The organism is Sorangium sp. So ce185 (genome assembly GCF_051526825.1).
Lineage (GTDB): Bacteria > Myxococcota_A > Polyangia > Polyangiales > Polyangiaceae > Sorangium > Sorangium cellulosum_D.
The window spans coordinates 11,059,395-11,085,116 of sequence record NZ_CP150316.1; the positions used below are offsets into that span (position 1 = coordinate 11,059,395).

The window sequence follows — 25,722 nt, forward strand, 5'->3', positions numbered from 1 at the left end:
CTCGCCGGGCGCTCCGCATGAGGCCGGCCACGTCGACTCCGCGGCTTTCCGGGTTTCCCGCGGAGGGGAGATCCCGGCCGGCGGGGAGCGCCGAGGGCGAGATGTGGCGACGCGAACGCCGCCGGGCGGCGCGGCGGAGGAGCGCCCTGGGCCGGCTTGCCGCAGCGGGGCCGCCGAGGTACCAACAGGCACATTCGCACGACGCGCCGGACCGCGTCATCGCGCGTCGTCGAAGGAGACGACACCAGCGCCGCCGGAGGAGATCATGACCCTACCCGTCCCCGTGTACATCGTCGCAGCGGCCCGGACGCCGATCGGCGCGTTTCAGGGAGCGCTCTCGCCCTTGCCCGCCCCCCGCCTGGGCGAGGTCGCCATCCGGGCGGCCCTCGAGCGGGCGAGCCTCTCTCCCGATGCCGTGGGGGAGGTCTTCCTGGGCAATGTCCTGTCCGCCGGCATCGGGCAGGCTCCGGCCCGGCAGGCCGCCATCTATGCCGGCATCCCGAGCAAGGTCCCGGCCACCACGGTGAGCAAGGTGTGCGGCTCGGGGCTCCAGGCGGTCATCTTCGGCGCGAAGACGGTGGCGCTCGGCGACGCGGACGTGGTGGTCGCCGGCGGCATGGAGTCGATGTCGAACGTGCCTTACTACCTCCCGCAGGCGCGCTCCGGCTATCGCATGGGCGACGGCAAGCTCGTGGACGGGATGATCCACGACGGCCTCTGGGACCCGTACGGCAACTTCCACATGGGCACGGCGGGCGAGGCGTGCGCCAAGGAGCACGGCTTCTCGCGCGAGGCGCAGGACGAGTACGCGAAGGAGAGCTTCCGTCGGGCGCTCGCGGCGCAGCGCGAGGGGCTGTTCGCCGCGGAGATCGCGCCCGTCGCCGTCCCGCAGAAGAAGGGCGACGCGGTGGTCGTGAAGGACGACGAGGGCCCGCCGGCCGGCAAGCCCGAGAAGTTCGCCTCGCTGAAGCCCGCCTTCCAGAAGGACGGGACGATCACCGCGGCCAACGCCTCGTCGATCAACGACGGCGCGAGCGCGCTCGTCCTGGCGAGCGAGCGGGCCGTGAAGGAGCACAAGCTCACGCCGCTCGCGCGGATCGTCGGCTACGGCGGCGCCGCGCAGGCGCCCGAGTGGTTCACCACGGCGCCGGCCGCGGCGATCGCGAACACCACGAAGAAGCTCGGCCTGACGACGGACCAGATCGACCTCTACGAGGTGAACGAGGCGTTCGCGGTGGTGGCGCTCGCCGTGAACAAGCTCGCCGGGATCGACGCCCAGAAGGTCAACGTCCGCGGCGGCGCGGTCGCGCTCGGCCACCCGATCGGCGCGAGCGGGGCGCGCATCCTGACGACGCTGCTCTACGCCATGAAGGACCGGGGTGCGAAGCGCGGGCTCGCCACGCTGTGCATCGGCGGCGGCGAGGCGCTCGCGGTCGTCGTGGAGCGGTGATCCGGCCGCGGGCCATCGCGGCGGGTGTGGAGGCGTTCGCCGCGCGCACGCCGACGCTGCCGCCGGCGACCCACACGAACAGCTACGCCCTCGGCGGCCGCGAGGTGCTGCTCGTCGAGCCGGCCACGCCCTATGAGGACGAGCGCCGCGCGTGGCTCGCGTGGGCGCGCGGCCTCGCCTCGCAGGGGCGGTCGATCGTGGCGATCGCGGTGACCCACCACCACGCCGACCACGTGGGGGGCGCGCGCTTCTTCGCGGCCGAGCTCGGGGTGCCGATCTGGGCGCACGCCGAGGCGGCCCCGCGCCTGCGTGGCGTCCTGCACGAGGTCCCGGTCGCGCGCCGCCTCTCGGACGGGGAGGTGGTGCGGCTCGACGGGCCGGCGCCGATGGCGCTGCGCGTGCTCCACACGCCGGGGCACGCGCCGGATCACCTCTGCTTCCTCGACGAGGCCGAGGGGGTCCTGGTCTGCGGCGACATGGTGGCCGGCGTGGGGACGATCCTCATCGATCCCCGGGAGGGCGACATGGCGGAGTACCTCGCGCAACTCGAGCGGCTCGCGGCGCTCGGCGCCCGGGTCGCCCTGCCGGCGCACGGCGAGCCGATCGACGCGCCCGAGGCGCTGTTCCGGCGCTACATCGCGCACCGGCGGATGCGCGAGCAGCGGGTGCTCGAGGCGCTCGCGGCGGCGGCCGGCGAGGGCGGCGGCGGCGGTGAGGGCCGCAGCGGCGGCGCGGCCAGCCAGGGTGGCGCGACGCTCGAGGAGCTCCTGCCGGTCGCCTACGCGGACACGGCGCTGGCGCTCTGGCCGATCGCGCGGCTGAGCCTCGAGGCGCACCTGATCAAGCTGGAGCGCGAAGGCCGAGCCGTGCGCCGCGAGGGCCGATGGCGCCGGGCGGCCGGCGGGGGCTGACCGCCCGCTGGTCCGGAATCGGCCCGCCGCATGCTCCCGAGAGCAGCGAGACCGCGATCCCGCCGAGCTCCGACAGCACGCTCGCGTTCTCATCCCCAGCCAACGGACCGAGCACGAGGGCGCGGCCGCCTCGCCTCGCTGCGGCGAGCACGAAAGATTGACAGTCATGTACGGAGCGGCCTAGGAGAGATTTCGCGCGGTAGGCCACCGTCCTCACAGGGGGCATCATGCAAGACGCCGTCATCGTGGTGGGGGCCATCGGCGCGGTCGCGCTGCTCGTGACGCTCGTGCTCGGGAGTGTACGCGCGGCGGGCCGCCGGCACGATCTGGACCGGGCTTCGAGCAAGACGAACCTCGACGCGAACGGGCAGTTCGTCTTCAACGTGCCTGCGCGGGACAACCCCGTCGCCGTGTTCCTCCGGTTCGACGTCGTCAAGGCATCCACCGCGGAGGATGCTTATGGATTGGCCGTCATCGTGGAGAGCTACCACGACGGCCAGAAGCTCTCGCAGATCGAATGGCTCACGGGCGCCCAGGCCGTGGCGAGCCCGAACATGGACGCGCGAAAGGTCGAGTCGCTCGAGGCTCCCCTGGAGGGGGCCAATCGGGTCGTCGCGTCGTTCGTGATCGCCGAGGTGCCCGCGGGGTCCTCGATCGAGCTTCGAGGACGAGCGCGCACGTTCCCTGGGACCACGCTCACCACGGCCACGGTCTACGTGCCTGGCGAGGGGTGAGGAGCTCGCCGCGCTCTATCACGGCCGCTCATCCCACCTCATCGCAAGCGAAGAGTTGCTCGATCGCGTCGAGGACGAGCTGCTCCACGCGGTCCCGATCGAGCGCGGATGGGTGGGCGGCGCGGATGCGGTCGGTCTGGATTCGCTCGGCTGACGAGCATGACGATTCAGAGCAACACGAATGGTCCTGGTCTGCGGCGACATGGTGGCCGGCGTGGGGACGATCCTCATCGATTCCTGGGAGGGCGACAGCCGCGACGGCCGACGGCGGCGGGCGGCCGGCGGCGGGGCATGACGCCCGGCCGCGCGGCCTGACGGAGGGGTCACTTCGCGGCGGCGTCGCTCCTCGCGCGCTGCGCGTCGCGCTCGCGCTGGCGCTCGGCGACCCGGCGCGCCCGCTCGGAGCGCTCCGAGGCGATCTGGCTCGGGGACTTGGTGCCCGCCTTGATGGACTGGGCGGCCCAGAACTTCGCGGCCTCCTTGCTCGACATGGCGCACTCCTCGCCCTCGTTGCAGGCCATGCGGGGGCTCTGCCGCTGCACGGCGTCCCGCGGCGCGGCCGCGCGCTCCTTCCCCTGCGCGGCCGGCGCCCCGGCCGACCGACCGGCCCACGCGCGGCGCGCCCCGGCGCTCGAGGCGGTGCACTCCCCCGCGTCGCTGCAATTCATGCGCGACTCGGCCTTGCTCCTGAGCGGCGACGGCTGCGCCGCCGCCCTGCGCCCGGCGTCGGCGCGCGCCTCGGTGCGGCTCCTGTGGGCCGCCGCCGCGCGGGAGGAGCAGTCCGCGCCCATGTCGGAGCAGCGGATCCGCTCCTGCGCGTGCCCGCGGGCGACGCGGATCGGCTCGGCGCGCTCGGCGCGCCCGTGCCGCCCGGCGGCCGGTTCTCGCGGCGCGCGGTGATGGACGCGATCGACGATGTCGCCGCGCGCCCTGAGGACCTGGAGGTGCCGCGGCTCGCGCGAAGCGCGGCCGCCCTCGGCGAACGCCACGCCGCCGCACAGGGACATAGCGACGAGGGTGGAAACCATTGCGGATATTTTCATGGGTGCTCCTCGCTCTCCACGCACCGTGGGTGGACGACCCACGTCGTTTCCGGCGAGCGCGCCATGCTCGCGGGTGATCGCCCGCCGTGATCCACGGCGCAAGCAAGAGCGGCACCAGAAAGGAATTGCGGGAAATGTCGCCGATATCGACGATACCGTCACATCTCTAACGCCACCGGGAGCGCGCGACCAGGCGGCGGGTGACGGCGGCTCAGGTCGGGCTCACAGGGGCAGGGGCGCGTCGGCCTTCTTCGCGCGGCGCTTGGCCTCGGCCCGCCGCCGCCGCTCGTAGGCGCTCGTCGACTCGCGCACGATGTCCGGCCGGTCGCGGAACACGAACCGCGCCGCCGCGCGCACCGTCGATATCCGCGCGTTCAGGAGCCCGATCACCTTGTTGCGGAGGAGGAGCGCGTCGCGCGCCTTTTCACCGAGCCCGGCGCTCTGGGTGGCGTGCGCCCGGAGCGCGGCCGCGAGGTCCTTGGCCTCGTCGAGCATGGCCGCGTCGAACCCGCCGAGTCCGTCCATCGCCTCGCGGTGGGGCGCCGCGAGGGCGGCGTAGTCGTCGAGGGCCAGCGCGAGCGCGTCGGCGGTGGCGGGGTCGTCCGCGTGGGCCTGTCCGAGCTTGGCGAGCCTCACGTCGTTCTCGTCCTCGACGCCGTCGTCGAACAGCCATTCGAGCGTCGCGGTGATCTCGTCGAGGACGACCTGCCCGCGCTCGAAGGGGCTCGCCTTCTTCGGGTCCACGGCGAGCAGGTAGCGCGTGCCCGCCTCCACGGCGGCGCGCTGGAGCGAGAGGATCTCCTCGCCGGTCTTCGCGGTCAGGGTGTTTGCGTTCTTCTTCTTGCTCGCCGCCATTTCGAGGCCGCGGCGCACCACCTTTCCGTCCTTCACCTCCGGCTTCCAGTAGGTCTTGTGGAACCTCGCGACGTCGACCGCCTCGCCAAACAGCACGTGAAGGGGCACGGAGAGGGAGAGCTCGCCGTCTCCCGGAGCGGCGAGGGCCTCGTTCATCCACAGGTCCAGATCGGTCTTGGCTTTGGGCATCGGAATCTCCTGATGTACCGAGCGGTGTTGTTCATGGGGAGTGACGTTCTCCCCGAGCGTTCCTCGGTTAACGACGTCCGCGAGGAGCGACAAGAGGTCGAGGCGGGGTGGCGCGGGCAAAGCAAGAAGTTGGCGAGCGTGATGAGGGGATGATGTAAAGGAGCAATGAAGGAATCCAGCGATGGTGTCCAGGAATCTCGCGGTGCCGTCCAGGAACCGCTCCGCCTCGTCCAGGAACCGCTCCGCCTCGTCCAGGAACCGCTCCGCCTCGTCCAGGAACCGCTCCGCCCCGTCCAGGAACCGCTCCGCCTCGTCCAGGAACCGCTCCGCCCCGTCCAGGAACCGCTCCGCCCCGTCCAGGAACCGCTCCGCCCCGTCCAGGAACCGCTCCGCCCCGTCCAGGAACCGCTCCGCCCCGTCCAGGAACCGCTCCGCCTCGTCCAGGAACCCTGCGGCGTCGTCCAGGAACCGATCCGCCTCGTCCGGCGAGCCGTTGATCGCATCACGCCGGGCGCTCATGCTGATGCCGGCGCGCTGCCGCTGGTATTTCGAACTCACCCGTGGAGATTGAACGTAGGTCGGTCTCGCGGATGTGACACGCATCGAGAAACTCGCACATGGTGACCTCGTCCCCTTCCAACGGCCTGGCCCAAGTCGACCGCGCGCTCGACGCGCTCGGACACCACCTCGGCAGCTCGATGATCGGGGTGTACTTGTTCGGTTCGTCGGTGGCCGGCGGATTGCGTCCCAGGAGCGATGTGGACCTGCTCGTCGCGTCCCGCCGCTCCTTGCGCGGGCAGCCGCGTTCGCGCCTCATCGATGATCTTCTGGCCATCTCGGCTCCGGTCGGTGAAGCCCAGGGGCGCCCGCTCGAAGTGACGTTGGTGGTCCTCGGCGATGTGATTCCCTGGCGCTATCCGCCGACGCGCGAGCTCCAGTTCGGCGAGTGGCTGCGGCGCGACCTTCTGGCCGCGCACATCCCGCCGCCGCGCCCAGACCCCGACCTGACGATCCTGCTCACCCTCGTCAGGCAGCACGGCATCCCCCTCCTGGGGCCGGCTGCGTCAGACCTCTTCGAGCCGGTGCCCGCCGCCGACGTGCGGCGTGCCATCCTTGCGCTGGTCCCCGAGCTCGTCGCCGGCGCAAGGGGCGATGAGCGCAATGTGCTGCTGACCGTGGCCCGCATGTGGGTCACGCTCGCCACGGGCGAGATCCTGCCCAAGGACGTCGCCGCCGAGCGAATGCTCGAGGTACTGCCCGTCGAGCACCGGGACGTGCTGGCGCTGGCCCGTTCGGGCTATCGCGGCGAGACTCGTGACGACTGGTCCGGGCGCGAGCGGGAGGTGGAGGCGTTTCTGCAGCACGCCTCGGCTGCGCTCACGGCGATGGATAGCTGAGGCTGCTGCAACAGGTCGCCATCATGCATCCGTGCCCGGCCGGCGCCCAGCCGGCTCACTCGGGGAAGCGCAATGTCTCGACCGCGACGCCGTCCTCGCCCCAGGTCGCGGCATCCGCGGGGTTGCCGATGCCGCCCGCGCCGGGCTCGCCGAGCTCGAACGTGACGTTCTCCAGCACGAGCTCGGTATCGTCGAGGTGGGCGATGCCGATGGAGTCCCCGCCGCGCCCGCCGCCGCCATAGCCGCCCCGGCCCCCCAAGCCGCCGTCGCCTCCGTCGCACGCGTGGCCCCAACCATCGGGCCAGTACCCGCCGGCCCCCCCGCGCCCCCCGCGATTGCCGCTCTGAGGCTCGCCGCCGTCCGCGCCATTCATGGCCAAATGCGTGATGATCCGGCTGTCGCGCACCGTGACCTTGGCGTGGAGCGCGAGGACCCCGATGCTCGGGGTGCCATTGCCGCCCCCTGTTCCGCCCTTGCCGCCACAGCCGCCGCCGCCGCCCGAGCCTCCGGACGGTCCCGATCGGGAGGCGACACCGCAGAGGGCGGCGCTCCCGCGAAGACCGCCGCCCCCGCCGCCTCCCTGTCCCGGCGCCCCTCTGGCCCCATCCCCGGCCCGCGCTCCGATCCAGCCATCCTCGCTGATACGCCCGATGCCCTGCCCCGGCACGCCGTCGGCCCCCGTCGCGCCATATGTCCCCGGTTGCCCGTCCTGGCAGCGGCGGCCGTCGCCGCGGTCTCCGGTGCCCCCGACGCCCCTGGGATAGACATCGGAATCGGGGCTCGGCGCGGGCGCACCACCGGTGCCGTCGCCGGCCTCGTCGGCGTCCCCGCTGCCCCCCTCGCCGCCGATCGACACGGCGCCGTCATCACAGGAGGTTATCGCCGGCGCCCCGCCAGCGGCGGGGGTCACGGAGCAGCTCTCTACACCATGGTTGCCAGGTGCGCCTTCAGGCGCCTGCGGCAGGCTCGGCGCATCCTCTCCTGGCTTCGTCCTGAAGCTGTGATGCCCCTCGATCTGGCCCCGCACGATCTCCACAGCGGTACCGGACCGAACGAAGAGCCCGACCTCCCGTCCGCTCGCCAGCCAGATGTCAACGAGCGTGGATACGCTGTCCGCGGCGCCTGTATCGCCTGCGCTCGCGGGCTCGATGGTCAGCGCGACGGTCTCGTCGCGCGTCTGGAGGATGGAATAGCTGGTCAGCGCCTCGCGCTTCCAGTCATTCAAGCAGTTGAAGCTCCCCACGATATCGACGCCGGAGGGCAGTTTGATCGCGCCATCATGGTCACCGCAGAAGAACACGCGCCCGCGCCCCGTGCGCGCGAGCGCGATGCCGCGCGGCAGGCTCCGCACCGGATTTTCCCGCGTGCCCGGGTTTCCATCATCGCCTTGAAGCGAATTTACGAACACGCCGCAGCCGTCCTCTGCCTGGTCAGCGGTGAGGTACGCGCGACAGACCGACTCCGGCGGAGGAGCAGGCTCGCACGAGCTCGCGCCTGCGCAGGGCGTAGGGTCTTCATAGGGACCTAGGTCGATCCCACAACCCACGGCCGCAAGCGGCACCAGCAGAAGCAGTCGTCGGATTTCAGCCATTCTCATGGTGCCTCTCGATATTGCGCCCGGGGGAGGGAACTTTCATCTCGGTGGTTCTTCGGCCGAGGCCACCGCAGGGAACACCACCCAGTTGGCTGATTCGCCCCGTCTACCATCGCTCTCGTTTCCGGAGAAACTCCCCCCGGAGCCGCCGTCGCCAGCAGCTCCGTTCCTGATCTGCGCACCTCGTTCAAAGCTCACCTTGGTGACGCCCACCGTGGCGACGCCGATAGAGTGCCCACCCAGGCCGCCGCCGCCATCACCGCCATGGCCGCCATCGCCGCCATCGCCGCCGTCGCAGGCATCCCAAGCTGATTGATCTAGATATTTCCCACCATAGCCCCCCGGCGCGCCCGAGCCACCGGCCTGGCCTGTCCCACCAGCCCCGCCACGGCCGCCTCGGCCGGTCACCACCTGACTGTCATCGACCGTGATCTCGGCGCCCTCCAGCACCACGATCCCGAGGCTCGAGCCTCCATAGCCCCCTCCATGGCCCGCCTTTCCACCACAGCCGCCGCTGCCTCCGGAACCGCCGGCAGCGCCGCCCTGAGGCTCTCCGGAACGGCACTGGATGGATCGACTCCCGCCGCCACCCCCGCCGCCCCCGCCGACGCCCCCGGGGGCGCCGTCGGCGCCCCGAACGCCGACCCACCCGGCCTGGTCGAGGCTGCCGAGGCCGCTGGCGCCGGGGCCGTGCCGCCCAGGCTCACCGTTCGCGCCCGGCTTTCCGGCCTTGCATCCCCCGCTGCTCGCGCCGAGCCCCCCCTCGCCGGACGCCGCGGGATTCTCCGCCGGGGAAGGCGCGCCCGGCTGGCCGTCGCCACCATCGTCGGCGTACCCATCGCCGCCCTGTCCGCCGATGGACTCGATGCCCCCGTCGCACTCCGTGACCACGGGTGACGCGCCCGTCGCGACCTCCGCCCTGCACGCGTTCACGCCGTTCTCCCCGTACTCCCCGTCCTTCGCCCGGAGGCGCGGGGCGTCCTCCCCCGGCTCCCCGTCCTTCCCGTCGGCCGTGTGGACCTGGCTCTCCACCACCCGGACCTTCGCCCCCTGGCTCAAGATCATCCCGATCGACGACTTCCCGTCGCTCGCCGACCCCTCGGCGGCCACGACCCGGATCCCGAACATCGTCGACCTCGCCCCTCCCCCGTCGAGGACCCGGACCGGAACCCCCGCCGGCCCCGGGGCGATGGTGGTCAGCTGGTCGGCCCCCCCGAAGGACCAGTCCCCGTCGGCGCAGTGGCGGCCCCCCCAGAGGTCCACGCCCGAGGGCAGCACGACCGCCTCCTCGAACGTCTCGCCGCACGCGTACACGCGCCGGGTCGGCGCCTGCCCGTGGCTGCGTCCGCCCGCGGCGAGCACGATGGCGCGCCGCAAGGTCTTCACGGGCCTCTCCCGCGTACCCGGGTTGCGGTCGTCGCCCTGCGCGCGCACGAACACCCCGCACGCGTCGAGCGCCGGCGCCCTCCCGGGATCGCCGTCGCACGGCGAGGCCGCGGGCGGCGGCGCCGGGGGGGCGGGCTCGTCGCAGGTCTGCTCTTCCCAGCAGTGGTTCCCCAGGTACATGCACCCCGAGACCACGCTCGCGCCGCACGCGCCCAGCGCAGCGATCGCGAGCGACACCGCGGCCCTCCGCGCGGCCCTGGCCCGCCTCACGCTCGCCTCGCCATCCATGCCGGTCTCCAAGCCCCTCACCACACCCCCACCGCCACCAGGCCGACCTGCTGCGCCGCCATCGCCGGGACGACCTGAAAACCGCTCCGCGCCGGCGTCGATCGCAGCCACGAGAAATCCACGAAGAACGACGCGGCGGTCACCGCGCCGACCACGGCCCCCGTCGCGACCAGGGCCGTTCCGACGGCGCCGGACAGATCGCGCTGCTCCCGCATGCGACGGAGCCCCGGGCACGCCGAGGGCTGCGGCGCTGCGCTGCACGCGCCCGAGGTCCAAGCCGGGTCGCGGTGGAGGCCGTCGATGCGCTCGTCGAGGTCCCCGTCGAGGCGGTTCGCCCGGAGCATGAACACCGCCCCCGTCGACACGGTGGCCGCCGCGACGGCGATCCCCGCGATCCGCAGCGTCCCCGGCCACGACGCCCACGGCCCCGGCGCCGCCGGCGGCGCGTCCGAGGCCGCCGCCGGGGCGACCGGTGCGCTCCGCGTCGCGCCCGGCTCCGGTGCGCGCGCGGACGCATCGGCCGCGCGCGCGAGCTGCAGCGCCGCGCCGACCGTCATCCCCGCAGCGACCTCGAGCCGCTGCGAGGCCTCCCCATACCCCGACAGCCGAGCCCGAAGCGTGTACGCCCCCGGCTCGACGAACAGCTCGTGGGCCGCGGCGCCCGTGCCGATGGGCTTCCCGTCCACGAGGATCTCGGCGTCCGGCGGGGAGGCTGCAACGTAGACCCTCCCGACGTGCTCGACGGCCCCGTTGAACGCGCGCGTGAACCTGCGAAGGAGCGTCTGATCCAGGGCGGCGTCGTGCTCGAGGCTCTGCCCGAGGTGCTCGGCGGCCTCCCGGTGCTTGCCCTGCTCCAGCTCGCAGAGCCCCAGATACCCGAGCACCTCCGCCCGCTGCGCCGCGGGCATCCAGGCCGCGCCGGGCACCGCCAGGACGGCCTCGAAGCTCGCCTCCGCCTCGGCCCACCGCCGCGCGAAGAAGGCACGCCGGGCCTGCTGGTGCGCGTTCGTCGCCGCGCTCTCCGCCGCCCTCGAGCCCTCGGGCGCCGGCTGCGCGCGCGCGAGCCCGACGCCGCTGCCCAGCGCGACGAGACAGCAAATCCCGCCCACGACCGAGCGCAAGCGCATCATGCGGCCGACTGTACCGACGAAGCCGCCTGCACAGCAACGGCGCTTGCACGCCGAGCGCTGCGCTTTGCATGACAAATCCGACGCCACGCTCGTAACGTATTCCACCGAGACGCCACCCGATCGTCATCCCCGTGTGGGCGCACCTTCGCGCACCGCTTCTTCGTCGCGCCGGTCGATTGGGTCACCTCTTTTCGGGCCTGAATCATCTGGACGTGCATGGACGTGACCACCTCGACGAGCCTGGACGTCACAGCCCCTTGTCCGCTCGGTTCCGACCGCTTCCGCCGGCTCGCGCGCGCCATGCGCGTGCCGGCTCAGGACATCGACGACGTCGTCCAGCAGGCGTGGCTTCGCATCCTGGAGAACCGCGCGCGCGTCGGCATGGCGAGGGACGCCGCGGCATATGCGGACCAGATCGTGAGAAACGAGGCGCGCACCAGCCGGCGGCGAGCACGCCGCCGGGAAGAGGTCATCGCGCCGCTGCAGGGCGCAGAGCCTTCAGACGAGCGGCCGGGCCCGGAAGCGTCCGTGATCGCCCGCCAGCGGACTGCCGTCCTCTGGCAGTTCATCGACAAGCTCGACGACGCGCGCCGCTCGGTCTTCGTCGAGCACGAGCTCCTGGGCCGGACGCTCGCCGAGATCGCCAGGGCGCACGCGCTCTCGGAGAACACCGTCAAGTCACGGCTCACCGCCGCATGGGACAAAGTCGAGCAGGAGAGGGCGCGCTGGCAGGCAGAGCAGCGGCGACGCGGGCAGGCCACAGTGCCATGCCTGGTGCCGTTCTTCTCCGGTACCTGGCTTCACGACGCCTTGCGCGGGCTGGGTCGGTTCAAGCTGCATGGGGCGGCGGCAGCGGCGCTCGTCCTCGGGGCGGGCGCCGCCTGGCCCGGTCCGGCGGCTGGCTTCGCCGAAGCGCCCTTGCTCGCCGCCTCGGGGCGCGCGCAGCCCGCGGTCGAGATCTCGGCTGGGCCTGCTGACGCGCGCGGCGTGCGGCCGGGAGGACCCGAGAGCGCGAGCGGGCGAGAGGCCGTCACGGCCTCGGCCGTATCCGCCGATCAGGGCAGCTCCACGACAGCCCGCGCGGTATCCGCCGCCGTCGAGAGGTCGTCCCGGGGAGGCACCGGCGCGGCGCATACTCGGATCGACCCGAGGCTCGAGCGCGCGCGAGCGATGCTCGATCTCGGGACCACCGAAGGACAGCTCTCGGCGTGCCGTCTCCTGCACGAGCACCGCGAGCGTCGCGGTCGCGGAGAGCACGCCGCGGAGCGCGACGCGCTCCTCCGGCGGGCGCGCTGCGAGCGCCACGGGTCGCTCTGAGCACAGGAGTGTTCGCGTTGCCCGCGGCAACGCCCGTAATCCCTCACGATAGGCATGCGTCGAGCCGCCGCCATGCTGGACATCGACTCCATCGCCCGGCACACGGCGACCATCGACGATGTATTGCGGCGCTGGCGCATACCGAGCAGGGATCGCGCCGACATCGCCCAGGAGGTGCTGCTCGGGGCCTGGCGACGCATGCGCGCCGGGCGGTTCCAGCCGCGGCCGGGGGTCCCGGACGCCGTGGCCTTGAAGCGATGGATCGTCGGCATCAGCTGGCGCCATGCTTCCCATTACGCGACGCGCACGCACCGGCGGTACGAGGTCCTCGTGCCGAGCGCGGGTCGCCTCTGCCAGGATCACGCGCCCGCGCCGCTCGAGCAGGTCGAGGCCCGGAAAGCGCTGGACGATCTGAGACGCGTCGACCCCAGGTTTCGAGCCGTCCTCGCCCTCACGGCGCAGGGATACACGATCGCGGAGATCGCCGCGGAGATCGGGCATAACGAGAACACGGTCTCGAATCGTCTGCGGCTCGGCCGGCTGTGGTTCCGGCGCGTACGCCGGAGGTGGCGGAGGCTGCCGCGGGCTCGCCGGGAGCACCATCCACGGCGCTGATGGATCCATCCAGAACATCGAATGGTCGGCCGGACGCGCGCCCATCATATCCCTCCTCAACGAAGCGCGGCGCGCCATGCGCCGCCGAAGAGGAGATTCCCATGACCGCTGACCCCACGAAGACCGTGACGCTCTCCCTCCTGGCCCGCATCGAGGCCAAGCCCGGCAAGGAGGCCGAGGTCGAGGCGCTCCTCCGCTCCGCCGTCGGCCTCGCGGTCGAGGAGCCGCGGACGGTGCACTGGTTCGCGCTGCGCATCGGGCCGTCGACGTTCGGCATCTTCGACACCTTCGCGGACGAGGTAGGGCGCAAGGAGCACCTCGCGGGCCGCATCGCGGCCGCGCTCATGGCAAAGGCAGAAGAGCTGCTCGCCGCCGCGCCCGTCATCGAGCACGTCGACATCATCGCCGCGAAGGTTTGACCGGCCGCGGCCGGGCAGCGCGCGCCAGCAGCGTGTCCCAGAAGAGCTGCAAGACCGGCGCCGGCGTGCGATCGCCCGAGCGCACCAGCGCGATGGTGCGCCCGAGGGCGGGGTCCACGAGCGGGCGCTGCGACGCCTCCGCCAGGAGCAGCGAGTGCTCCGGCATGAAGGCGAAGCCCAGCCCCGCGTGCACCAGGCTCTGGACCCAGTCCTCCCGATCGGTCCGGTAGGCCGCATACAGGTCCACGCGCCGCGCGGCGCACACGCCCGCGACCTGTTCGCGCATCTCGCACGCGAGCCGATCGAGGTAGGGCTCGCCGTCCAAATCCTCGAGCCGCAGGCCCTCGCGCGCGGCCAGGCGGTGGCCGGGCGGGAGGACCACGACGTAACGCTCCTCGTAGAGGGGCGCCACCACGCACCAGTCCGGGACAGCGTCGCCGAGGTTCGAGACGATGACGTCGACCTCGGCCTCCTCCAGCCGCCGCAGGAGCTCGCCCTGCGTGGTCACCGCGATCTCCAGCTCCACCCCCGGCGCCTCCGCGCGGAACGCCGCCAGCGAGCCCGCGAGCCGCGCGGGCCCGATGGTGCAGAGGATGCCCACCCGGAGCGGCACCTGCTTGAGGCGCCGGTGGTTCTCCGCGATCACCTGCACGGCCTGCATGTCGTCCCGCAGCCGCAGAAACCGCGGCAGCACGCCCTGCCCCAGCGCGGTGAGCTTGGCACCGCCGCGCTCGCGCAGGAGGAGCGGCCCGCCGAGCTCCTCCTCGAGCTTCTTGATGGCGGCCGTGAGCGCGGGTTGCGAGACCGAGCACCGCTCGGCCGCGCGCGTGAAGCTGCGCGTCTCGATCACCGCCAGGAAATACCGGACCTGATGGGTCTCCATGGCCGCGCATCTTCGCCCGGCGACGCCGCCCGCGCCATCCGTCGCGGCCGCCCTCGCGCCGCGAGGGCAGCGGTCACCTCAGCCCGGTCGTGATCACATACCGCGTCTTGCCCGACTCCGGATCACGGCAGTCCTTGTAATACTGTCCGGGCCGGTGGACCTTCCCGCAGGTGTCCTGGCAGCTCCCCACGATCTCGATCATCCCGCAGCCCTCGAGATCCCCGTCCGCGCCCGGGTGGCCGGCGGCGCAGTCGCGCCGCGCCGCGCGCGCGATCTCGACGTTCGCCTCGTTGTAACAGGCGCGCAGGTAGGGCGTCTCGGCGAAGAGGTTCCCCCAGAAGGCGCCTTCGATGTGCGGATACGCGGAGAGCTCGTCCGCCTCGACCTCGCGGCGCAGCGGGTTCTGCGGGGAGCGCATCGAGATGAGGACCGACACGCCATAACGGTTCGTGTGGGCCGCGAGGCACGCGGAGACCATCTGCTTGCCGTCCTCGTCGAGCGGGCGCCTGTCCCACCGGTCGGCGAGGCCGAGGTGCCCGGCGTAGACCTCGTTGTGGGTCGCGCCCGCGGCGTCGGTCCACGAGAAGCGGAACGACTGGGACTCCTTGAACGCGCAGCTGACCGTGTACTTCACCAGCGTCCGGAAGAGCTCGCCGCCCACGCCGGGATCCTTGAGGGCGGAGGCCGCCTCCGGCCTCAACGCGTTGTAGCTGAGCGCGTTGTAGCTCAGCGCATTGTAGCTGAGCGCGTTGTAGCTCAGCGCATTGTAGCTGAGCGCATTGCCGCTCTCGATCGCGTCGGCGCTCGAGCCGAGCTCCTCTGCTTCACCATCCTCTTCAAACGCCAGCTCGGGCGCGACGCAGCCGTTAGCCACGAGAAGGATGCCAGCGCATCCAAGTACCGCCTTGATGTTCACGTGATGAGACCTCGGTAGCGGGCCAAGGGGAGCGCTCACGCTCCCCGATCGCAGCACGCCCTCCGGCCGTCGCTCAACCCAGCGACGACCGGGAACTCTCCACGTCTATGGGCATCGTACGGCGATTCACGTCGTCTGTCAGCCCTTAAATCGACGTCCCTTGCAGATTCACCCGTGGGAAAGCGGCGCGTAGTTGAGCGTACTTGAGCGCAGTTGAGCGTAGTTGAGCGTAGTTCCGTTCAGCTGCGCTCAGTTCCGACCCGTCCCGACCCACTGCGCCGCGAGCTCCAGGGTGCGGGCGTTGTCCGGGACGTGGGAGAGAAAGCGCCTGCGCCACTCGGGGTCGCGGACGCTCTCGGCCCGGCCGAGCAGCCTGTCGCGCGCCGAGGAGATGGCGACCGCGGCGCGGGCCGCGTCGCCGACCGCGGAGAACGCCTCGGCGTGGACCAGCCGGATCATCGACTCGCCCTCCTCGAGCCCGCCGAGCGACTCGAGCGCCGCCAGGGCCTCGCCGGCGGCCGCGAGCGCCTCGGCCGCGCGCCCCAGCCCGATCAGCGCCCGGGCGCGGATCGCCGTGGCCGCGACGCGCAGCGGCGACGCGCTCTCCAGCGCCTCGGCGTGGCGCGCCTCGCGCTCGGCGCCCGCGAAATCGCCGCCGAGCAGGGCGATCTTCGCCAGGTAGGAGCGCGACACCACCTCGGCGCGCGGGTCGCCGAGCCGCTGGCTCGACGCGAGGGCCGCCTCCTCGACGGCCCGCGCCTCGGCGAGCCTGCCGCGGTAGGCGAGGACCTGCCCGAGGCTGGCCTGCGCCGCCGCCATCGCCTCGTGGAGCCCCATCCGCTCCGCGGCTTCCATCACGGAGCGGAGCGCCGCCTCGGCGCCCCCGAAATCGCCGAGCTCGCCGTAGCAGTAGCCCAGGTTCGCGCGGGTCATGCACGCGTTGCGCCGGTCGCCGACCTGCTCGAACGCCGCGAGCGCGGCCTCCAGGCCGGTGGCGCAGGCGCCGGGATCGCCCCCGCTCATGGCGCGGAAGGCGCGCGCCTGGTGCAGCCCCGCGACCACCTCGGCGCCCGTCCCGGCGCCGGTCGCCGCGCCGTCGGAGAGCGCGCGCTCCACCTCCGCGATGAGCGCGTCGACCACCGCGGGCCGCCCGGCGAAGGCCAGCGTCGAGGCGCCCGCGCAGAGGCACGTGCTCCTCGCGCTCTCCGCGCCCGGCAGCGCGGGCGCGCCGATCGCCGCGCCCATCCAGCGCTCCACGCGGTCGAAGCCGCCCAGCTTGCTCGCCGCCGCGACCACCTGCGCGACGGCCGTGAACCACGGCGCCGAGCCGGGGGTGAGGTGCTCCACCGCCGCCGTGCCCCGCTCCTCGGCGAGCGCGAGATCGCCCCGCCACACGTGCGCCTCGGCCTGGACCAGCCGGAGCGCCCCCACCACCGCGGGCTCCGGCGCGCACGCGAGCCCGCGCTCGGCCCGCGCGATCGCCGCGCCGAGATCGTTGCCCTCCAGGGCGTGCTGCGCCGCGCGCAGGTACGCCGCCGCGGCGCGCGCGGGCACGGCGCCGCGCTCGAAGTGCTCGGCGAGCGCCATGGCGTCGGGCTCGCCCGCGCCCTCCAGCCAGTCGCCCGCCAGCGCGTGGCCGAGCCGCCGGTCGGCCTCGGTCAGCATGCCGTACGCGGCCTCGCGCACGAGCGCGTGGCGGAAGCGGTACTCGACCTCGCCCCGCAGGCGGCCGGGGCCGCGCCGGTGGATCACCTCGCGCTTCTCCAGCTCGGAGAGCCAGCGCGTGACCCCGGCGCCGCCGAGCAGCGCGCTCACCCCGCTCGGCCAGAACGCCTGGCCGAAGACGCTCGCCGCCCGCAGCACGCGCCGCGCCTCCGCGTCGAGCGCCTCGATGCGCGCCTGCACCATCGCCAGCACCGTCTCGGGCAGGTCCGCGCCGTGGCCGGCCGCCACCGCCCGGACCTGCTCTTCGAGGTAGAACGGGTTGCCGTCGGCCCGGTCCACCAGCGTGGCCACGAGCTCCGCGCTCACCTCGTCGCCGAGCGCCGCGCGCACGAGCCGCTCGCTCGCCCGCCGCGTGAGCGGCGGCAGCATCAGCTGGTTGCCGAACCTCCCCTTCGCGAGCGCGGGGAAGATCTCGTGCACCTCGGGGCGCCCCAGCCCGAGGACAAGGAACGGCAGGTCCTTCAGGCTCCGGAGCGCCGCCTCCACCATCGTCAGGGTGGGCAGGTCGCCCCACTGGAGGTCCTCGAGGATGAGCACCACCGGCTGCTTCGCGCACTCGGCCCGGATGAACTCTTCCCACGACAGGCGCAGCTGATCGCCCATCAGCAGCCGGTTGCGCCGCGCGGCGCCGACCTGGATGTCGTCGTCCGGGAACGGCGCGCCCACGAGCTCGCCGAGGAAGGCGCTGACCCGCCCCACGTCGAGCTCCGGGTGGCGCTCGACCCGGGCCCGCACCTTGCGCCGCCGCTCCTCGAGCGGCTCGCCGTCGACGATGCCCATCACGCCGCGAAGCGCGCGCGAGAGCAGCCCGAACGCCGAGCCCGAGCTCATCGGGTCGCCCTGCCCGAACCACACCTCGACCCGCTCCGCGCTCTCGCCGTGGGCTCCGCTCTCGCCGTGGGCCCCGTTCGCGCCGTCGGCCCCGCGCTCGCCGTGTCCGCCGCGCGCGCCGCGCGCCGACATCTTGGCGAGGAACTCCTGCCGCAGCCGCGATTTGCCCATGCCCGCCGCCGCGACCACCAGCATCGCGCCCGCGGTCGACTCCTCGATGCTCCGCTCGAGCTCCGCGGTCAGCACCGCGAGCTCCCGATCCCGACCGACGCACGCCACCGGCTTGCCCAGCAGCGCCGGCGCGGTCGCCACCTTGTGGTCGTCGCGCGCCCCGTGCAGGAAGCGCGCGCCCCCCTCGCGGCTCGTCTCGAACCGCCCGCCGAGCAGCCCCGCCGTCACGTCGTCGATGCGCACCGCGGCCGAGGGCGCCGGCTCGCCCCGCGCCGGCAGCAGCTGCACCGCCCGGTCGATGAGCTCCCCCATCGGGATGCGCGACGTGAGCTCCGCCCGCCCCGTGACGAGCGAGACCGGCGCGCCGCCGAGCAGCGCGCGCAGCGCGAGCGCGCAGCGGGCCGCCTGCGCCGCGAGATCGGTCGCCGCCTCGGCGCTCGTCAGCACCACGAGCGGCGAGCGGGCGTCGATGAGCTCGATCTGGCCCTGGTAGCGCGCCGCGAGCGCGCGCAGCTCCTCGACGCGCCCGAGCGCCCGCGCCTGCTCCTCCTCGTGCGAGCGCGTCTCGTCGTCCGGCTCCGAGCGCTCGTGCGCGAGCACGAGGCACGTGACGCGCCGCTCGCTGCTCGTGAGCTCCAGCACGCGCACCGGCGCGGCGGGCTCGCCCCCGGCCGCCGCGCCGGCGCTGCGGAGATCGATCGCGCCGAGCGCCTCGGCGACGGCCGCGCCGTCGCGGGGCCGATGGTCCGGCTGCTTCGCGAGCATGCTGGCGCAGAGCGCGTCGAGCTGCGCCGGCAGCTCGGGGCGGAGCTCGTGGAGGTGCGGCGGCTCGTCGAGGAGCACCTTGACCAGCACGGCGAGCGCGCCGACGCCCTGGAACGCGGCGCGCCCGGTGAGGCACTTGAAGAGCACGCAGCCGAGCGCGAACACGTCGGCGCGGGCGTCGACGCTCCGCTCGCCGCGCGCCTGCTCGGGCGCCATGTACTCCGGGGTCCCGAGGACGGTGCCCGGCATCGTGAGCTGCTGGTCGATCCGGAAGCGCGCGATCCCGAAATCGAGCACCATCACCCGGTCGAGCCGCCCGTCGGCGAGGAGCAGGTTGCTCGGCTTGAGATCGCGGTGCACGACGCCCTGCCGGTGGAGGGCGCCGAGCGTGCCGGCGACCCGGGCGACGACATCGACGCTCTCGGCGGCGGTGAGGCCCCTCTGCACCATGCGCTCGGCGAGCGTCTCGCCGGAGAGCCACTCCATCACCAGATACGGCTTGCCGCCCGCCGTGAGGCCGTGAGCGATGTACCGGACCACACCGGGGATGCGCAGCGCCGAGAGCGCCTCGACCTCGCAGGAGAAGCGGCGCTGCTCGCCCTTGCCGGCGCGGCGAAGCACCTTGAGAGCCACCGTGTCGCCGCTCTCCAGGTCGCGCGCCCGGTAGACGTGACCCATCCCACCGGAGCCGGCGAGGCCCTCGATCTCGAACCGCTCGTCGACGATCTCTCCCACGCGCATCAGCGGCCGTGGATCCAGCGATATCACGCGCGAGGCTCGCTTCGCTGTAGGGCATGCCTGCTTTCGCGACGGCGGGTGGGCGAGCGACCGACATGCGGAGTCAGCGCGTCTGCCCGGCGCGGAGCGTCATCGCGACCCGGCGCGCCTCGCTACGTAAGACAGCTCATGATTCCTCCCGCGATCAGCCTGGGTGAAGCGGTCATTGGCCAGAGAGGTCGCTGACCAAGGTGGGAAGGCGAGAGGATGATCCGGGTTTTCTCCCTACCTTCCCGCCGTCGCGTCCCGTGGACGGCGCGAGCGCGCTGCGGACGCGACGGCGTCGGGTGACGTCGCGCGATGTCGCGAGACGCCCTCGTCGCGAGGAGCGCGCGCCCGGGAGAGGCATTCCGTTCGGGCAGCACGATTTTCCAGGAAAAGCGCCGGTGAGCGGTCGCCGGGGTTGCTGCTGGATCGCCGGCCGCGCCGCGGGGGCCCATCTCCTGGTGCTCCGACTCGACGGCAGCAACCCGCGTGCCGGCGGCGGCCGCAGGTTCCAGTTGCAGCGAATTTTCCATGCACGGTCCACAGCGCCGTCAACCTGGTTGCGTGCCTGCGCGTTGGCGGGCCAGCCCCGTCGGGCGCCCCGGACCGCGCCCCGCATCGCCGAGGGCCGCCCCTGGCGGACGGGCTCACCTGAGCGCTCGGACGCGCCCCGCCGGGCGTACCGCCGCTCGGCGCCCCCCGGCAGGCGCCTCGTGTGCACCGAGGGCGACCGCCGGGCACCCCCGCGGGCGCCGCCGCCACGGTTGCATCTTTAGTAAAATTCTTTACTATCGCTTCTCGCGGACAGCCTGGGTGAGATGGCGGGCGAACACCATGAGTAAAGTTTTCCCCCGGAGGCGTTATCTGCACCGATGATGCTCGCGAACTCGATCGGTGATTGAAGTTTTTGCCCCCTGACCTCGTCTGCGCCCCGTTGGTGTTCGCAGGCTCGCTCGGCGGCTGGGTGTGTATTGACATCCAGCCATGGAGCTGCGATGTATGGGCTGAGCTTGCCCTTACCTGACAGGAGACGTCGGATGTCGATGAGCATGAAGCTGATGAGTGCCGTGTTGATGAGCGTCGGCATTGGCTTTGCGGGCGCTGCGTGGGCCGCGGGTGGGGCTGCGGATGTCCCCGCTTCTGTTGCCGAGGGGAAGGATTTCGGTTGCGGTGCAAAGGGACAGAAGGCCTGTCCGATGCAGGGCTGGATGAAGACGGTCATGCAGTCCGCGACCACGAGCGGCGACGGCGCCAAGATCGCGTCGGCGCTGGACTACGTCGCGTCGAAGCCGCCGCCCGGGATGCCCAAGTGGGTCGCCATCTCGAAGGAAGGCGCGGAGAAGGCCAAGAAGGGCGACATCGACGGCGCCAAGGCGAGCTGCAAGGCCTGCCACGATCTGTACAAGGCGGAGTACAAGGCGAAGCTCCGCGACGCCGCCTTCTGAGGCGTCTCTCTCTTCCTTACCCTCGCCTCTCCCTCCTCTACCCCTCGCGCCTGGCGCGCGCTCTCCAGCCGCCCTGGCCGCAACCGCTCGCCAGGGCGCGCCGCAACCGCCGTCACCCGAAACGCTGCTCGACCCGCCCTGGCCGCCAATCGGCCAGGGCTCGGTCCACGGGCGCGGGCCGACGCTGCCCCCGCCGCCGCTGCGCCCCGCGCCGCTGCTCCGCCGAGCGCGCGGCCCGCGCCGCTCAGCAGGCTTTGCCGCCGGCGGCCGCGCAGATCTCCTCGGGCGCGAGCGTCCGGCCAAAGACGCGGAGGCTGTCGAGCAGGCCGTCGAACTCGTCTCCGCCCGAGGGCTCTTCCGAGCCGATGAAGATGGGCTGTTCGCCCGAGGCGAGCACCGCTCCTGCGGAGCTCCGGTCGATCTCGACGCCGTTCACGTAGAGGCTCTGCGTCTGACCGTCGGAGAGACACGCGATGTGCGTCCACTCCCCGGGAACGACGGCATAAGGCACGTTCCGCTCGACCCCCATGGTGCAGCGGATCTCCCCGCTCGCCATCAGGAAGATCGAGGGCTTCCCGCCGCTGTCGATCACGGCGTACCTCCCGTGCTTCGGCAGGGAGGCCGGTTTGATCCAGACATCGATGGTCATCGCGGGGGCCGCCCACGCGGCGTCGTGGCGAAACCGGAGGCTGCTCCTCCGCGTCACCCGGAGCGCCTGCCCGCCCTTGCCGGGCTCGTAACTCAGGTTCTCCGCCTGCTCTGGCTTGAAGCGATGCTGCGAGCCGTCGCCGGGATCCCCCTCGAACGCGAAGCACGCGATCAGCGACGGATCCGCCGCGTCGCACAGCGCGGCCGGCTCCTCCGCGGGCTCCTCGACCGGTTCTTCCGCGGGTTCCTCGGGGGGGATCTCGACGGGGTCTTCGGCGGGCGCGTCCACCGGCCCCTCGGCGGGAGCTTCACCGATGTCTCCGGCGGGCTCCTCGACGGGTTGCTCCGGTCGAGGCTCGGCTCGCTCTGGCTGGCGTGTGCCCCTCGCGTCGAGGGCGCAGCCTGGCACCGACAGCAGCAGAGCGGCCATGCCAGCCAAACAACGTGGTGAAAAGCGAGAGGAATAAGCCATGCTGCGTCTCCTGCGGTCGGCAGCCTATCCCAAAGGACCGCGCCATGTCACCGAGAGTCGTACGAGACTTCGATCGACGCAGCGCGCTCATCGGGCCCGCCCGGCGCGCCGGCCGAGCCTCTCCCCCCTTCAGGTGGCCTGAAGCGAGCCAGGGGCTGGACAGCCTCTCTGTAGTATCGGTCTCTGGAACATCGAGAGCATAACTTTTCATTGCCATGCAGGGAGAGCTCATATGTCTCGACGGGGCGTCGTGGCTCGGTGATGGGCGCCCCGTACATCGCGGAGCTACCTGTTCAACTTCAGCGGACGATGATGTACGCTGTCACCGGATGTCGAGGCACCCTTCAGGTCGCGCCGCGGGGCCAGCGCTTCGCGCGGGCTCGCTCGCCGCGGTGCTCGTCTGTCGCTGCGGCGAGGCGCTCGCCCAGCCGGCGGCCGCCCCGATCCCGGAGGAGCCGGCGCCCGTCGAGCAGGGCCCCGGGCGGGCGCCGGGGCTCCGGGGCGGGGCGCCCCTGCTCCACCTCGGCGCGCGCGACAACGCGCTTCGCACGAGCCGATTCGGCTGGACCACCAGCACCACCACCGACGTCTTCGGCTTGGGCGGCGGGCTGTACAGGGTCGACGGCGAGCGCGCCGGCATGTCCTTTTCGCTCGCTCCTCGGTACTCGTTCGTGAGCACGAAGGAGCACTGGGCCTGGGTGGGCACGGACGTCGCGCTGGCGCTGGAGCTCACGGACAGCGACGTCTCCGGAGAGGACGCCGTCACCCTGGCCGACCTGCCCCTTCAGGCCGCGTACAACTACACCCTCTTTCAGGACGGCAGGGGCCTCGTCCTGCTCGGCGGGCCCCGGCTCGCCGTCGTGCTCCCGACGTCGGCGGCGAGCCGGGACATCGGCGTCTATGCGCGCACGCGGCTCGGGCTCGGCGCTCTCGGGAACATCCGCCTGCTCGAGGGGGCGTGGCTGAACGGGGTCTTCTTCTCGGCCGGCGGCGGCTGGGAACACCTGTTCTCGCAGGCCACCACGCCCGCGCACGACGGCGCCCACCGCCCGCGGCAAGCCCCGTCGGGCGAGGTGCTCCTCGACGACCAGCTCTCGGGTCGCTTCCTGGAGCGCGATCGGCTCTCCGCGGGGCTAAGCTCCTGGGTCAACGTCTGGGGCGACCTGTCGGTCGGCACGACATGGGGGCTCGGGGCCGGGTTCCGCGATTCGCCGCTCGACGGAGGCTGCGTCGAGACCTCGACCGGATGCGTGCCCGTGGAGCCGCGCGGATCGTCGACGGCGGCCGTGGCGTACACGACGTTCGGGGTGTCGCTGAGCTACCCGGCCGCGGACATCGCATGGTTCGAGCTCGGCTACGACAACACCACGTCCACCCTGGCGGAGGACGGGCAGCGCCGCTCCTTCTTCCACAGCCCCGGTGCGCAGCTGTACCTCACGATGACCCTGTTCCTCGACAGCCTCTACGCTGAAGCGACGGCGCCGCCGGCCGAGCAGTAGGCCGCCGCGCGCTGAGGGCACGAGGGTCAGGCGATTGACGTGTGATTTTCGTGGCCGCTGTGGCTTCATGGACGTCTCCGGGCGATCGGCGCTTGGAGCACGGTTCGACCCGACCGGACTTGCGCGCAAAGGCGCCCCATGAACACCAGGATGGCTGCGCTCGACACCGAATGGCGCCCCGGACGCCCGACGCGCCGGAGCGCCGTGGCCCTGCGGCCCTTCCTGCTGCTCGCGGCAACGTGGGTTTCGGAGGGCTGCGACAAGGATGCTTCCGGGGTGCCTCCAGCGGAGATGCCGGATGGAGGAGGAGGAGGCGGCGGCGACGGCGGCGGGACGGCCGTGCCGGGGTGCGCGCCCGGCGAGCTCGCGACGCCCTCGGGGTGCGAGCCCGCGGGCATTCCGGCCGAGGCCTGCGGCGCCGGCTTCACGCCGGGCGACCGCGCGTGCGCGCCCGTCCTGCCGCCCGCGCCCTGCGCCGCCGGGACGATGGCGGTGCCGGGAGAGACGGCCTGTCGCGAGGTCGCGCCGTGCGGCGAGGGGGCGTGGGGCGACCTCCCCGTGGACGAGCAGACCCAGTTCGTCGACGCCGCCTACGCGGGGGCCGACTCCGACGGCAGCGCGGCGAGGCCCTGGACGACCGTCGGCGACGGCGTCCTCGCGGCCGCGCCCGGCGGGGTCGTCGCGGTCGCGGCGGGGACGTACGCAGAGGACGTGATCGTCGACAAGCCACTACGGCTGTGGGGGAGATGCCCGGCGATGGTCGAGATCGCCGGGACGGGGCCGGACACGAGCGCAGCCGTCACGGTCGATCCGGGCGCCGACGCGGCCGAGATACGGGGCGTGGCGGTCCGCGGCGCGGGCGCGGGCATCGTGGTCTCCGGAGCCAGCGGGGTCGTTGTCGACGAGGTCTGGGTGCACGGCACGGGCGCCCAGGGCGTCAAGGTGCACAACGAGCACGGCCCGTCGCAGCTCACCGTCCGCGGCTCGCTCATCGAAGAGGCCCATTCGGTCGGCGCCCACAGCAGGGGGGCCGAGCTCGTCCTCGAGTCGTCGGTCGTACGGGGCACCTTGGAGGTCGGCGAGTTCCGGGGGTCGGGCATCGGCGCGAATCCGGGAGAGGGCGACGTGCCGGCCTCGGTCACGGTGCGCGGCTCGATCATCGAGCAGAGCCGGGGAACCGGCGTGTACATCATCGCCTCCGAGGCGATCGTCGAGGACAGCGTGATCCGCGACAGCATCGGGATCGACGCCGATGCCGCGGGGATGGGCGTCGTCGCGTTCCGGAACAGCCGGGGCCAGCCGGGCGAGGTGGCCATCCGGCGCAGCGTCATCGAGGGCAACCAGGAGGCGGGGATGTTCGTCCAGGGCTCGTCCGCCACCGTCGAGCACACCGTGGTGCGCGACACGCGGCCTTACCCGGGAAAGCTGCGGACAGGATGGGGCATCTATGTCGTCGCCGACATCGCGGCTGGCCTGCGGTCCGAGGCGACCCTGGAGCGCGTCGTCGTCGAGCGAAGTCGCGACGTGGGCGTCGCGCTCTTCGGCGCCGATGGCTCGCTCGATGGCGTGCTCGTGCGGGACACCCTCCCGCGCGACATGGACGGGAACCACGGTATCGGGCTCGCGGTCGCTTCCGGCAACGAGCTCCACGGCCGCGTCACGGCGCGCGGCGCCGTCATCGAGGGGAGCCGCACCGCGGGGGTCTTCATCGAAGGAGCCGAGGCGACGCTGGAAGGGGTCGCGATCCGCCGCACGCTCCCGCGCGCCTCGGACGAGCGTTTCGGTCGGGGCATCGCGGTCCAAGGCCTCGACGCGCAGGGCACGCCGAGCCACCTCGAGCTCCGGTCGTCGCTCGTCGAGGACAGCGTCGAGACGGGGCTCTCGATCATCGGGTCGACCGCCACCCTGGAGGCGTCGACCGTCCGCGGCACCCGGAGCTCATCCAACGGGCTCAAGGGGAACGGCGTCACGGTGAGCAAGGACGTCGACGATGCGGAGGTGACGTTGACCGACGTGCGCATCGAGGAGAACGACGGCGCGGCCGTCGCGAGCTTCGGCGCCTCGGTCTCGCTCGAGCGCACCACGCTCGAGTGCAACTTCATCGATCTCAACGTGGAGACGGAGCTCGGCACGTCGGGGAAGATCACGGACAGCGGCCAGAACCAGTGCGGCTGCCAGGGCGTGAGCATCCCGTGCCAGGCCAAGAGCGAGGGGCTCGCGCCGCCCGAGCCGCTCCCGCCGGCGCTGGAGCCATGAGCGAGCGCGGCATGACCGGGT

General features: G+C 72.7%; 19 protein-coding genes. 10 read left to right on the forward strand and 9 right to left on the reverse strand.

Going from position 1 to position 25,722, the window contains the following annotated elements; translation table 11 throughout:
• Window positions 1-265 precede the first annotated feature (265 nt).
• The 3 genes from WMF26_RS40780 to WMF26_RS40790 all read left to right on the forward strand — a co-directional run bounded on the left by WMF26_RS40780 (window position 266) and on the right by WMF26_RS40790 (window position 3,095).
• A complete protein-coding gene (locus WMF26_RS40780) occupies window positions 266-1,450 on the forward strand; it encodes a thiolase family protein (RefSeq protein ID WP_437997135.1) in 1,185 nt (394 codons plus the stop codon).
• Window positions 1,447-2,361 (forward strand): MBL fold metallo-hydrolase, encoded by a 915-nt coding sequence (locus WMF26_RS40785; RefSeq protein WP_437997136.1) that lies wholly within the window; start codon window positions 1,447-1,449, stop codon window positions 2,359-2,361. The genes WMF26_RS40780 and WMF26_RS40785 overlap by 4 nt, the downstream gene beginning before the upstream one ends.
• A 227-nt stretch (window positions 2,362-2,588) precedes the next feature.
• A complete protein-coding gene (locus WMF26_RS40790) occupies window positions 2,589-3,095 on the forward strand; it encodes a hypothetical protein (protein WP_437997137.1) in 507 nt (168 codons plus the stop codon).
• Window positions 3,096-3,418: 323 nt separating this feature from the next.
• Here the strand turns inward: WMF26_RS40790 and WMF26_RS40795 are convergent, their stop codons facing one another.
• Window positions 3,419-4,138 carry a hypothetical protein gene (locus tag WMF26_RS40795; RefSeq protein ID WP_437997138.1) on the reverse strand — a complete coding sequence of 240 codons (720 nt, stop codon included), beginning with the start codon at window positions 4,136-4,138 and terminating at the stop codon, window positions 3,419-3,421.
• 222 nt (window positions 4,139-4,360) lie between these two features.
• Window positions 4,361-5,740: a hypothetical protein gene (locus tag WMF26_RS40800; protein WP_437997139.1), complete on the reverse strand. Its 1,380-nt coding sequence runs from the start codon at window positions 5,738-5,740 to the stop codon at window positions 4,361-4,363.
• Between the two features lie 59 nt (window positions 5,741-5,799).
• Here WMF26_RS40800 and WMF26_RS40805 point away from each other — a divergent pair, with 59 nt between their 5' ends.
• A complete protein-coding gene (locus WMF26_RS40805; RefSeq protein ID WP_437997140.1) occupies window positions 5,800-6,579 on the forward strand; it encodes an aminoglycoside adenylyltransferase family protein in 780 nt (259 codons plus the stop codon).
• A 55-nt stretch (window positions 6,580-6,634) separates the two neighbouring features.
• Here the strand turns inward: WMF26_RS40805 and WMF26_RS40810 are convergent, their stop codons facing one another.
• The 3 genes from WMF26_RS40810 to WMF26_RS40820 form a co-directional block, all read right to left on the reverse strand.
• Window positions 6,635-7,987, reverse strand: a complete 1,353-nt coding sequence (locus tag WMF26_RS40810; protein ID WP_437997141.1) for a hypothetical protein — start codon at window positions 7,985-7,987, stop codon at window positions 6,635-6,637.
• Between the two features lie 225 nt (window positions 7,988-8,212).
• Complete coding sequence (locus WMF26_RS40815; RefSeq protein WP_437997142.1) at window positions 8,213-9,847, reverse strand: DUF1565 domain-containing protein; 1,635 nt, start codon at window positions 9,845-9,847, stop codon at window positions 8,213-8,215.
• Window positions 9,848-9,864: 17 nt separating this feature from the next.
• On the reverse strand, window positions 9,865-10,977 hold the full coding sequence (locus WMF26_RS40820) for a PEGA domain-containing protein (RefSeq protein WP_437997143.1): 1,113 nt from the start codon (window positions 10,975-10,977) through the stop codon (window positions 9,865-9,867).
• A 216-nt stretch (window positions 10,978-11,193) separates the two neighbouring features.
• On the opposite strand from WMF26_RS40820, the gene WMF26_RS40825 reads away from it, so the two are divergent.
• The 3 genes from WMF26_RS40825 (at window position 11,194) to WMF26_RS40835 (ending at window position 13,328) form a co-directional block, all read left to right on the forward strand.
• On the forward strand, window positions 11,194-12,294 hold the full coding sequence (locus WMF26_RS40825; protein WP_437997144.1) for an RNA polymerase sigma factor: 1,101 nt from the start codon (window positions 11,194-11,196) through the stop codon (window positions 12,292-12,294).
• Between the two features lie 72 nt (window positions 12,295-12,366).
• Window positions 12,367-12,909 (forward strand): RNA polymerase sigma factor, encoded by a 543-nt coding sequence (locus WMF26_RS40830; RefSeq protein ID WP_437997145.1) that lies wholly within the window; start codon window positions 12,367-12,369, stop codon window positions 12,907-12,909.
• Window positions 12,910-13,010: 101 nt separating this feature from the next.
• Window positions 13,011-13,328, forward strand: coding sequence for a putative quinol monooxygenase (locus tag WMF26_RS40835; protein ID WP_437997146.1), 318 nt, complete (start codon window positions 13,011-13,013; stop codon window positions 13,326-13,328).
• Here the strand turns inward: WMF26_RS40835 and WMF26_RS40840 are convergent.
• The 3 genes from WMF26_RS40840 to WMF26_RS40850 form a co-directional block, all read right to left on the reverse strand.
• Window positions 13,309-14,211 carry a LysR family transcriptional regulator gene (locus WMF26_RS40840; protein WP_437997147.1) on the reverse strand — a complete coding sequence of 301 codons (903 nt, stop codon included), beginning with the start codon at window positions 14,209-14,211 and terminating at the stop codon, window positions 13,309-13,311. The two genes, WMF26_RS40835 and WMF26_RS40840, sit on opposite strands and share 20 nt — an antisense overlap.
• Before the next feature lie 73 nt (window positions 14,212-14,284).
• The gene (locus WMF26_RS40845) at window positions 14,285-15,085 is read right to left on the reverse strand and encodes a hypothetical protein (RefSeq protein WP_437997148.1); all 801 of its coding nucleotides are present in this window, start codon (window positions 15,083-15,085) and stop codon (window positions 14,285-14,287) included.
• Window positions 15,086-15,376: 291 nt separating this feature from the next.
• Window positions 15,377-19,360: a serine/threonine-protein kinase gene (locus tag WMF26_RS40850; protein ID WP_437997149.1), complete on the reverse strand. Its 3,984-nt coding sequence runs from the start codon at window positions 19,358-19,360 to the stop codon at window positions 15,377-15,379.
• Between the two features lie 1,229 nt (window positions 19,361-20,589).
• Here WMF26_RS40850 and WMF26_RS40855 point away from each other — a divergent pair.
• Entirely contained in the window at window positions 20,590-20,826 is a 237-nt protein-coding gene (locus WMF26_RS40855) for a hypothetical protein (protein WP_437936004.1), read from the forward strand.
• 244 nt (window positions 20,827-21,070) lie between these two features.
• Here the strand turns inward: WMF26_RS40855 and WMF26_RS40860 are convergent, their stop codons facing one another.
• Complete coding sequence (locus tag WMF26_RS40860; protein WP_437997150.1) at window positions 21,071-21,904, reverse strand: LamG domain-containing protein; 834 nt, start codon at window positions 21,902-21,904, stop codon at window positions 21,071-21,073.
• A gap of 371 nt (window positions 21,905-22,275) precedes the next feature.
• Between WMF26_RS40860 and WMF26_RS40865 the strand changes: the two genes are divergently transcribed.
• Entirely contained in the window at window positions 22,276-23,445 is a 1,170-nt protein-coding gene (locus WMF26_RS40865) for a hypothetical protein (RefSeq protein ID WP_437997151.1), read from the forward strand.
• Window positions 23,446-23,583: 138 nt separating this feature from the next.
• Window positions 23,584-25,701 carry a right-handed parallel beta-helix repeat-containing protein gene (locus WMF26_RS40870; RefSeq protein WP_437997152.1) on the forward strand — a complete coding sequence of 706 codons (2,118 nt, stop codon included), beginning with the start codon at window positions 23,584-23,586 and terminating at the stop codon, window positions 25,699-25,701.
• The last annotated feature ends 21 nt before the right edge of the window (window positions 25,702-25,722 follow it).

What these genes read in the sequence shown, in the direction of transcription:
- WMF26_RS40780 (WP_437997135.1), top strand. Translation starts at nt 266, where the DNA reads ATGACCCTACCCGTCCCCGTGTACATCGTCGCAGCGGCCCGGACGCCG.
- WMF26_RS40790 (WP_437997137.1), top strand. Translation starts at nt 2,589, where the DNA reads ATGCAAGACGCCGTCATCGTGGTGGGGGCCATCGGCGCGGTCGCGCTG.
- WMF26_RS40795 (WP_437997138.1), bottom strand. Translation starts at nt 4,138, where the DNA reads ATGAAAATATCCGCAATGGTTTCCACCCTCGTCGCTATGTCCCTGTGC.
- WMF26_RS40805 (WP_437997140.1), top strand. Translation starts at nt 5,800, where the DNA reads ATGGTGACCTCGTCCCCTTCCAACGGCCTGGCCCAAGTCGACCGCGCG.
- WMF26_RS40815 (WP_437997142.1), bottom strand. Translation starts at nt 9,847, where the DNA reads ATGGATGGCGAGGCGAGCGTGAGGCGGGCCAGGGCCGCGCGGAGGGCC.
- WMF26_RS40820 (WP_437997143.1), bottom strand. Translation starts at nt 10,977, where the DNA reads ATGATGCGCTTGCGCTCGGTCGTGGGCGGGATTTGCTGTCTCGTCGCG.
- WMF26_RS40825 (WP_437997144.1), top strand. Translation starts at nt 11,194, where the DNA reads ATGGACGTGACCACCTCGACGAGCCTGGACGTCACAGCCCCTTGTCCG.
- WMF26_RS40830 (WP_437997145.1), top strand. Translation starts at nt 12,367, where the DNA reads ATGCTGGACATCGACTCCATCGCCCGGCACACGGCGACCATCGACGAT.
- WMF26_RS40835 (WP_437997146.1), top strand. Translation starts at nt 13,011, where the DNA reads ATGACCGCTGACCCCACGAAGACCGTGACGCTCTCCCTCCTGGCCCGC.
- WMF26_RS40840 (WP_437997147.1), bottom strand. Translation starts at nt 14,211, where the DNA reads ATGGAGACCCATCAGGTCCGGTATTTCCTGGCGGTGATCGAGACGCGC.
- WMF26_RS40850 (WP_437997149.1), bottom strand. Translation starts at nt 19,360, where the DNA reads ATGCGCGTGGGAGAGATCGTCGACGAGCGGTTCGAGATCGAGGGCCTC.
- WMF26_RS40855 (WP_437936004.1), top strand. Translation starts at nt 20,590, where the DNA reads ATGAAGACGGTCATGCAGTCCGCGACCACGAGCGGCGACGGCGCCAAG.
- WMF26_RS40860 (WP_437997150.1), bottom strand. Translation starts at nt 21,904, where the DNA reads ATGGCCGCTCTGCTGCTGTCGGTGCCAGGCTGCGCCCTCGACGCGAGG.
- WMF26_RS40865 (WP_437997151.1), top strand. Translation starts at nt 22,276, where the DNA reads ATGTCGAGGCACCCTTCAGGTCGCGCCGCGGGGCCAGCGCTTCGCGCG.
- WMF26_RS40870 (WP_437997152.1), top strand. Translation starts at nt 23,584, where the DNA reads ATGAACACCAGGATGGCTGCGCTCGACACCGAATGGCGCCCCGGACGC.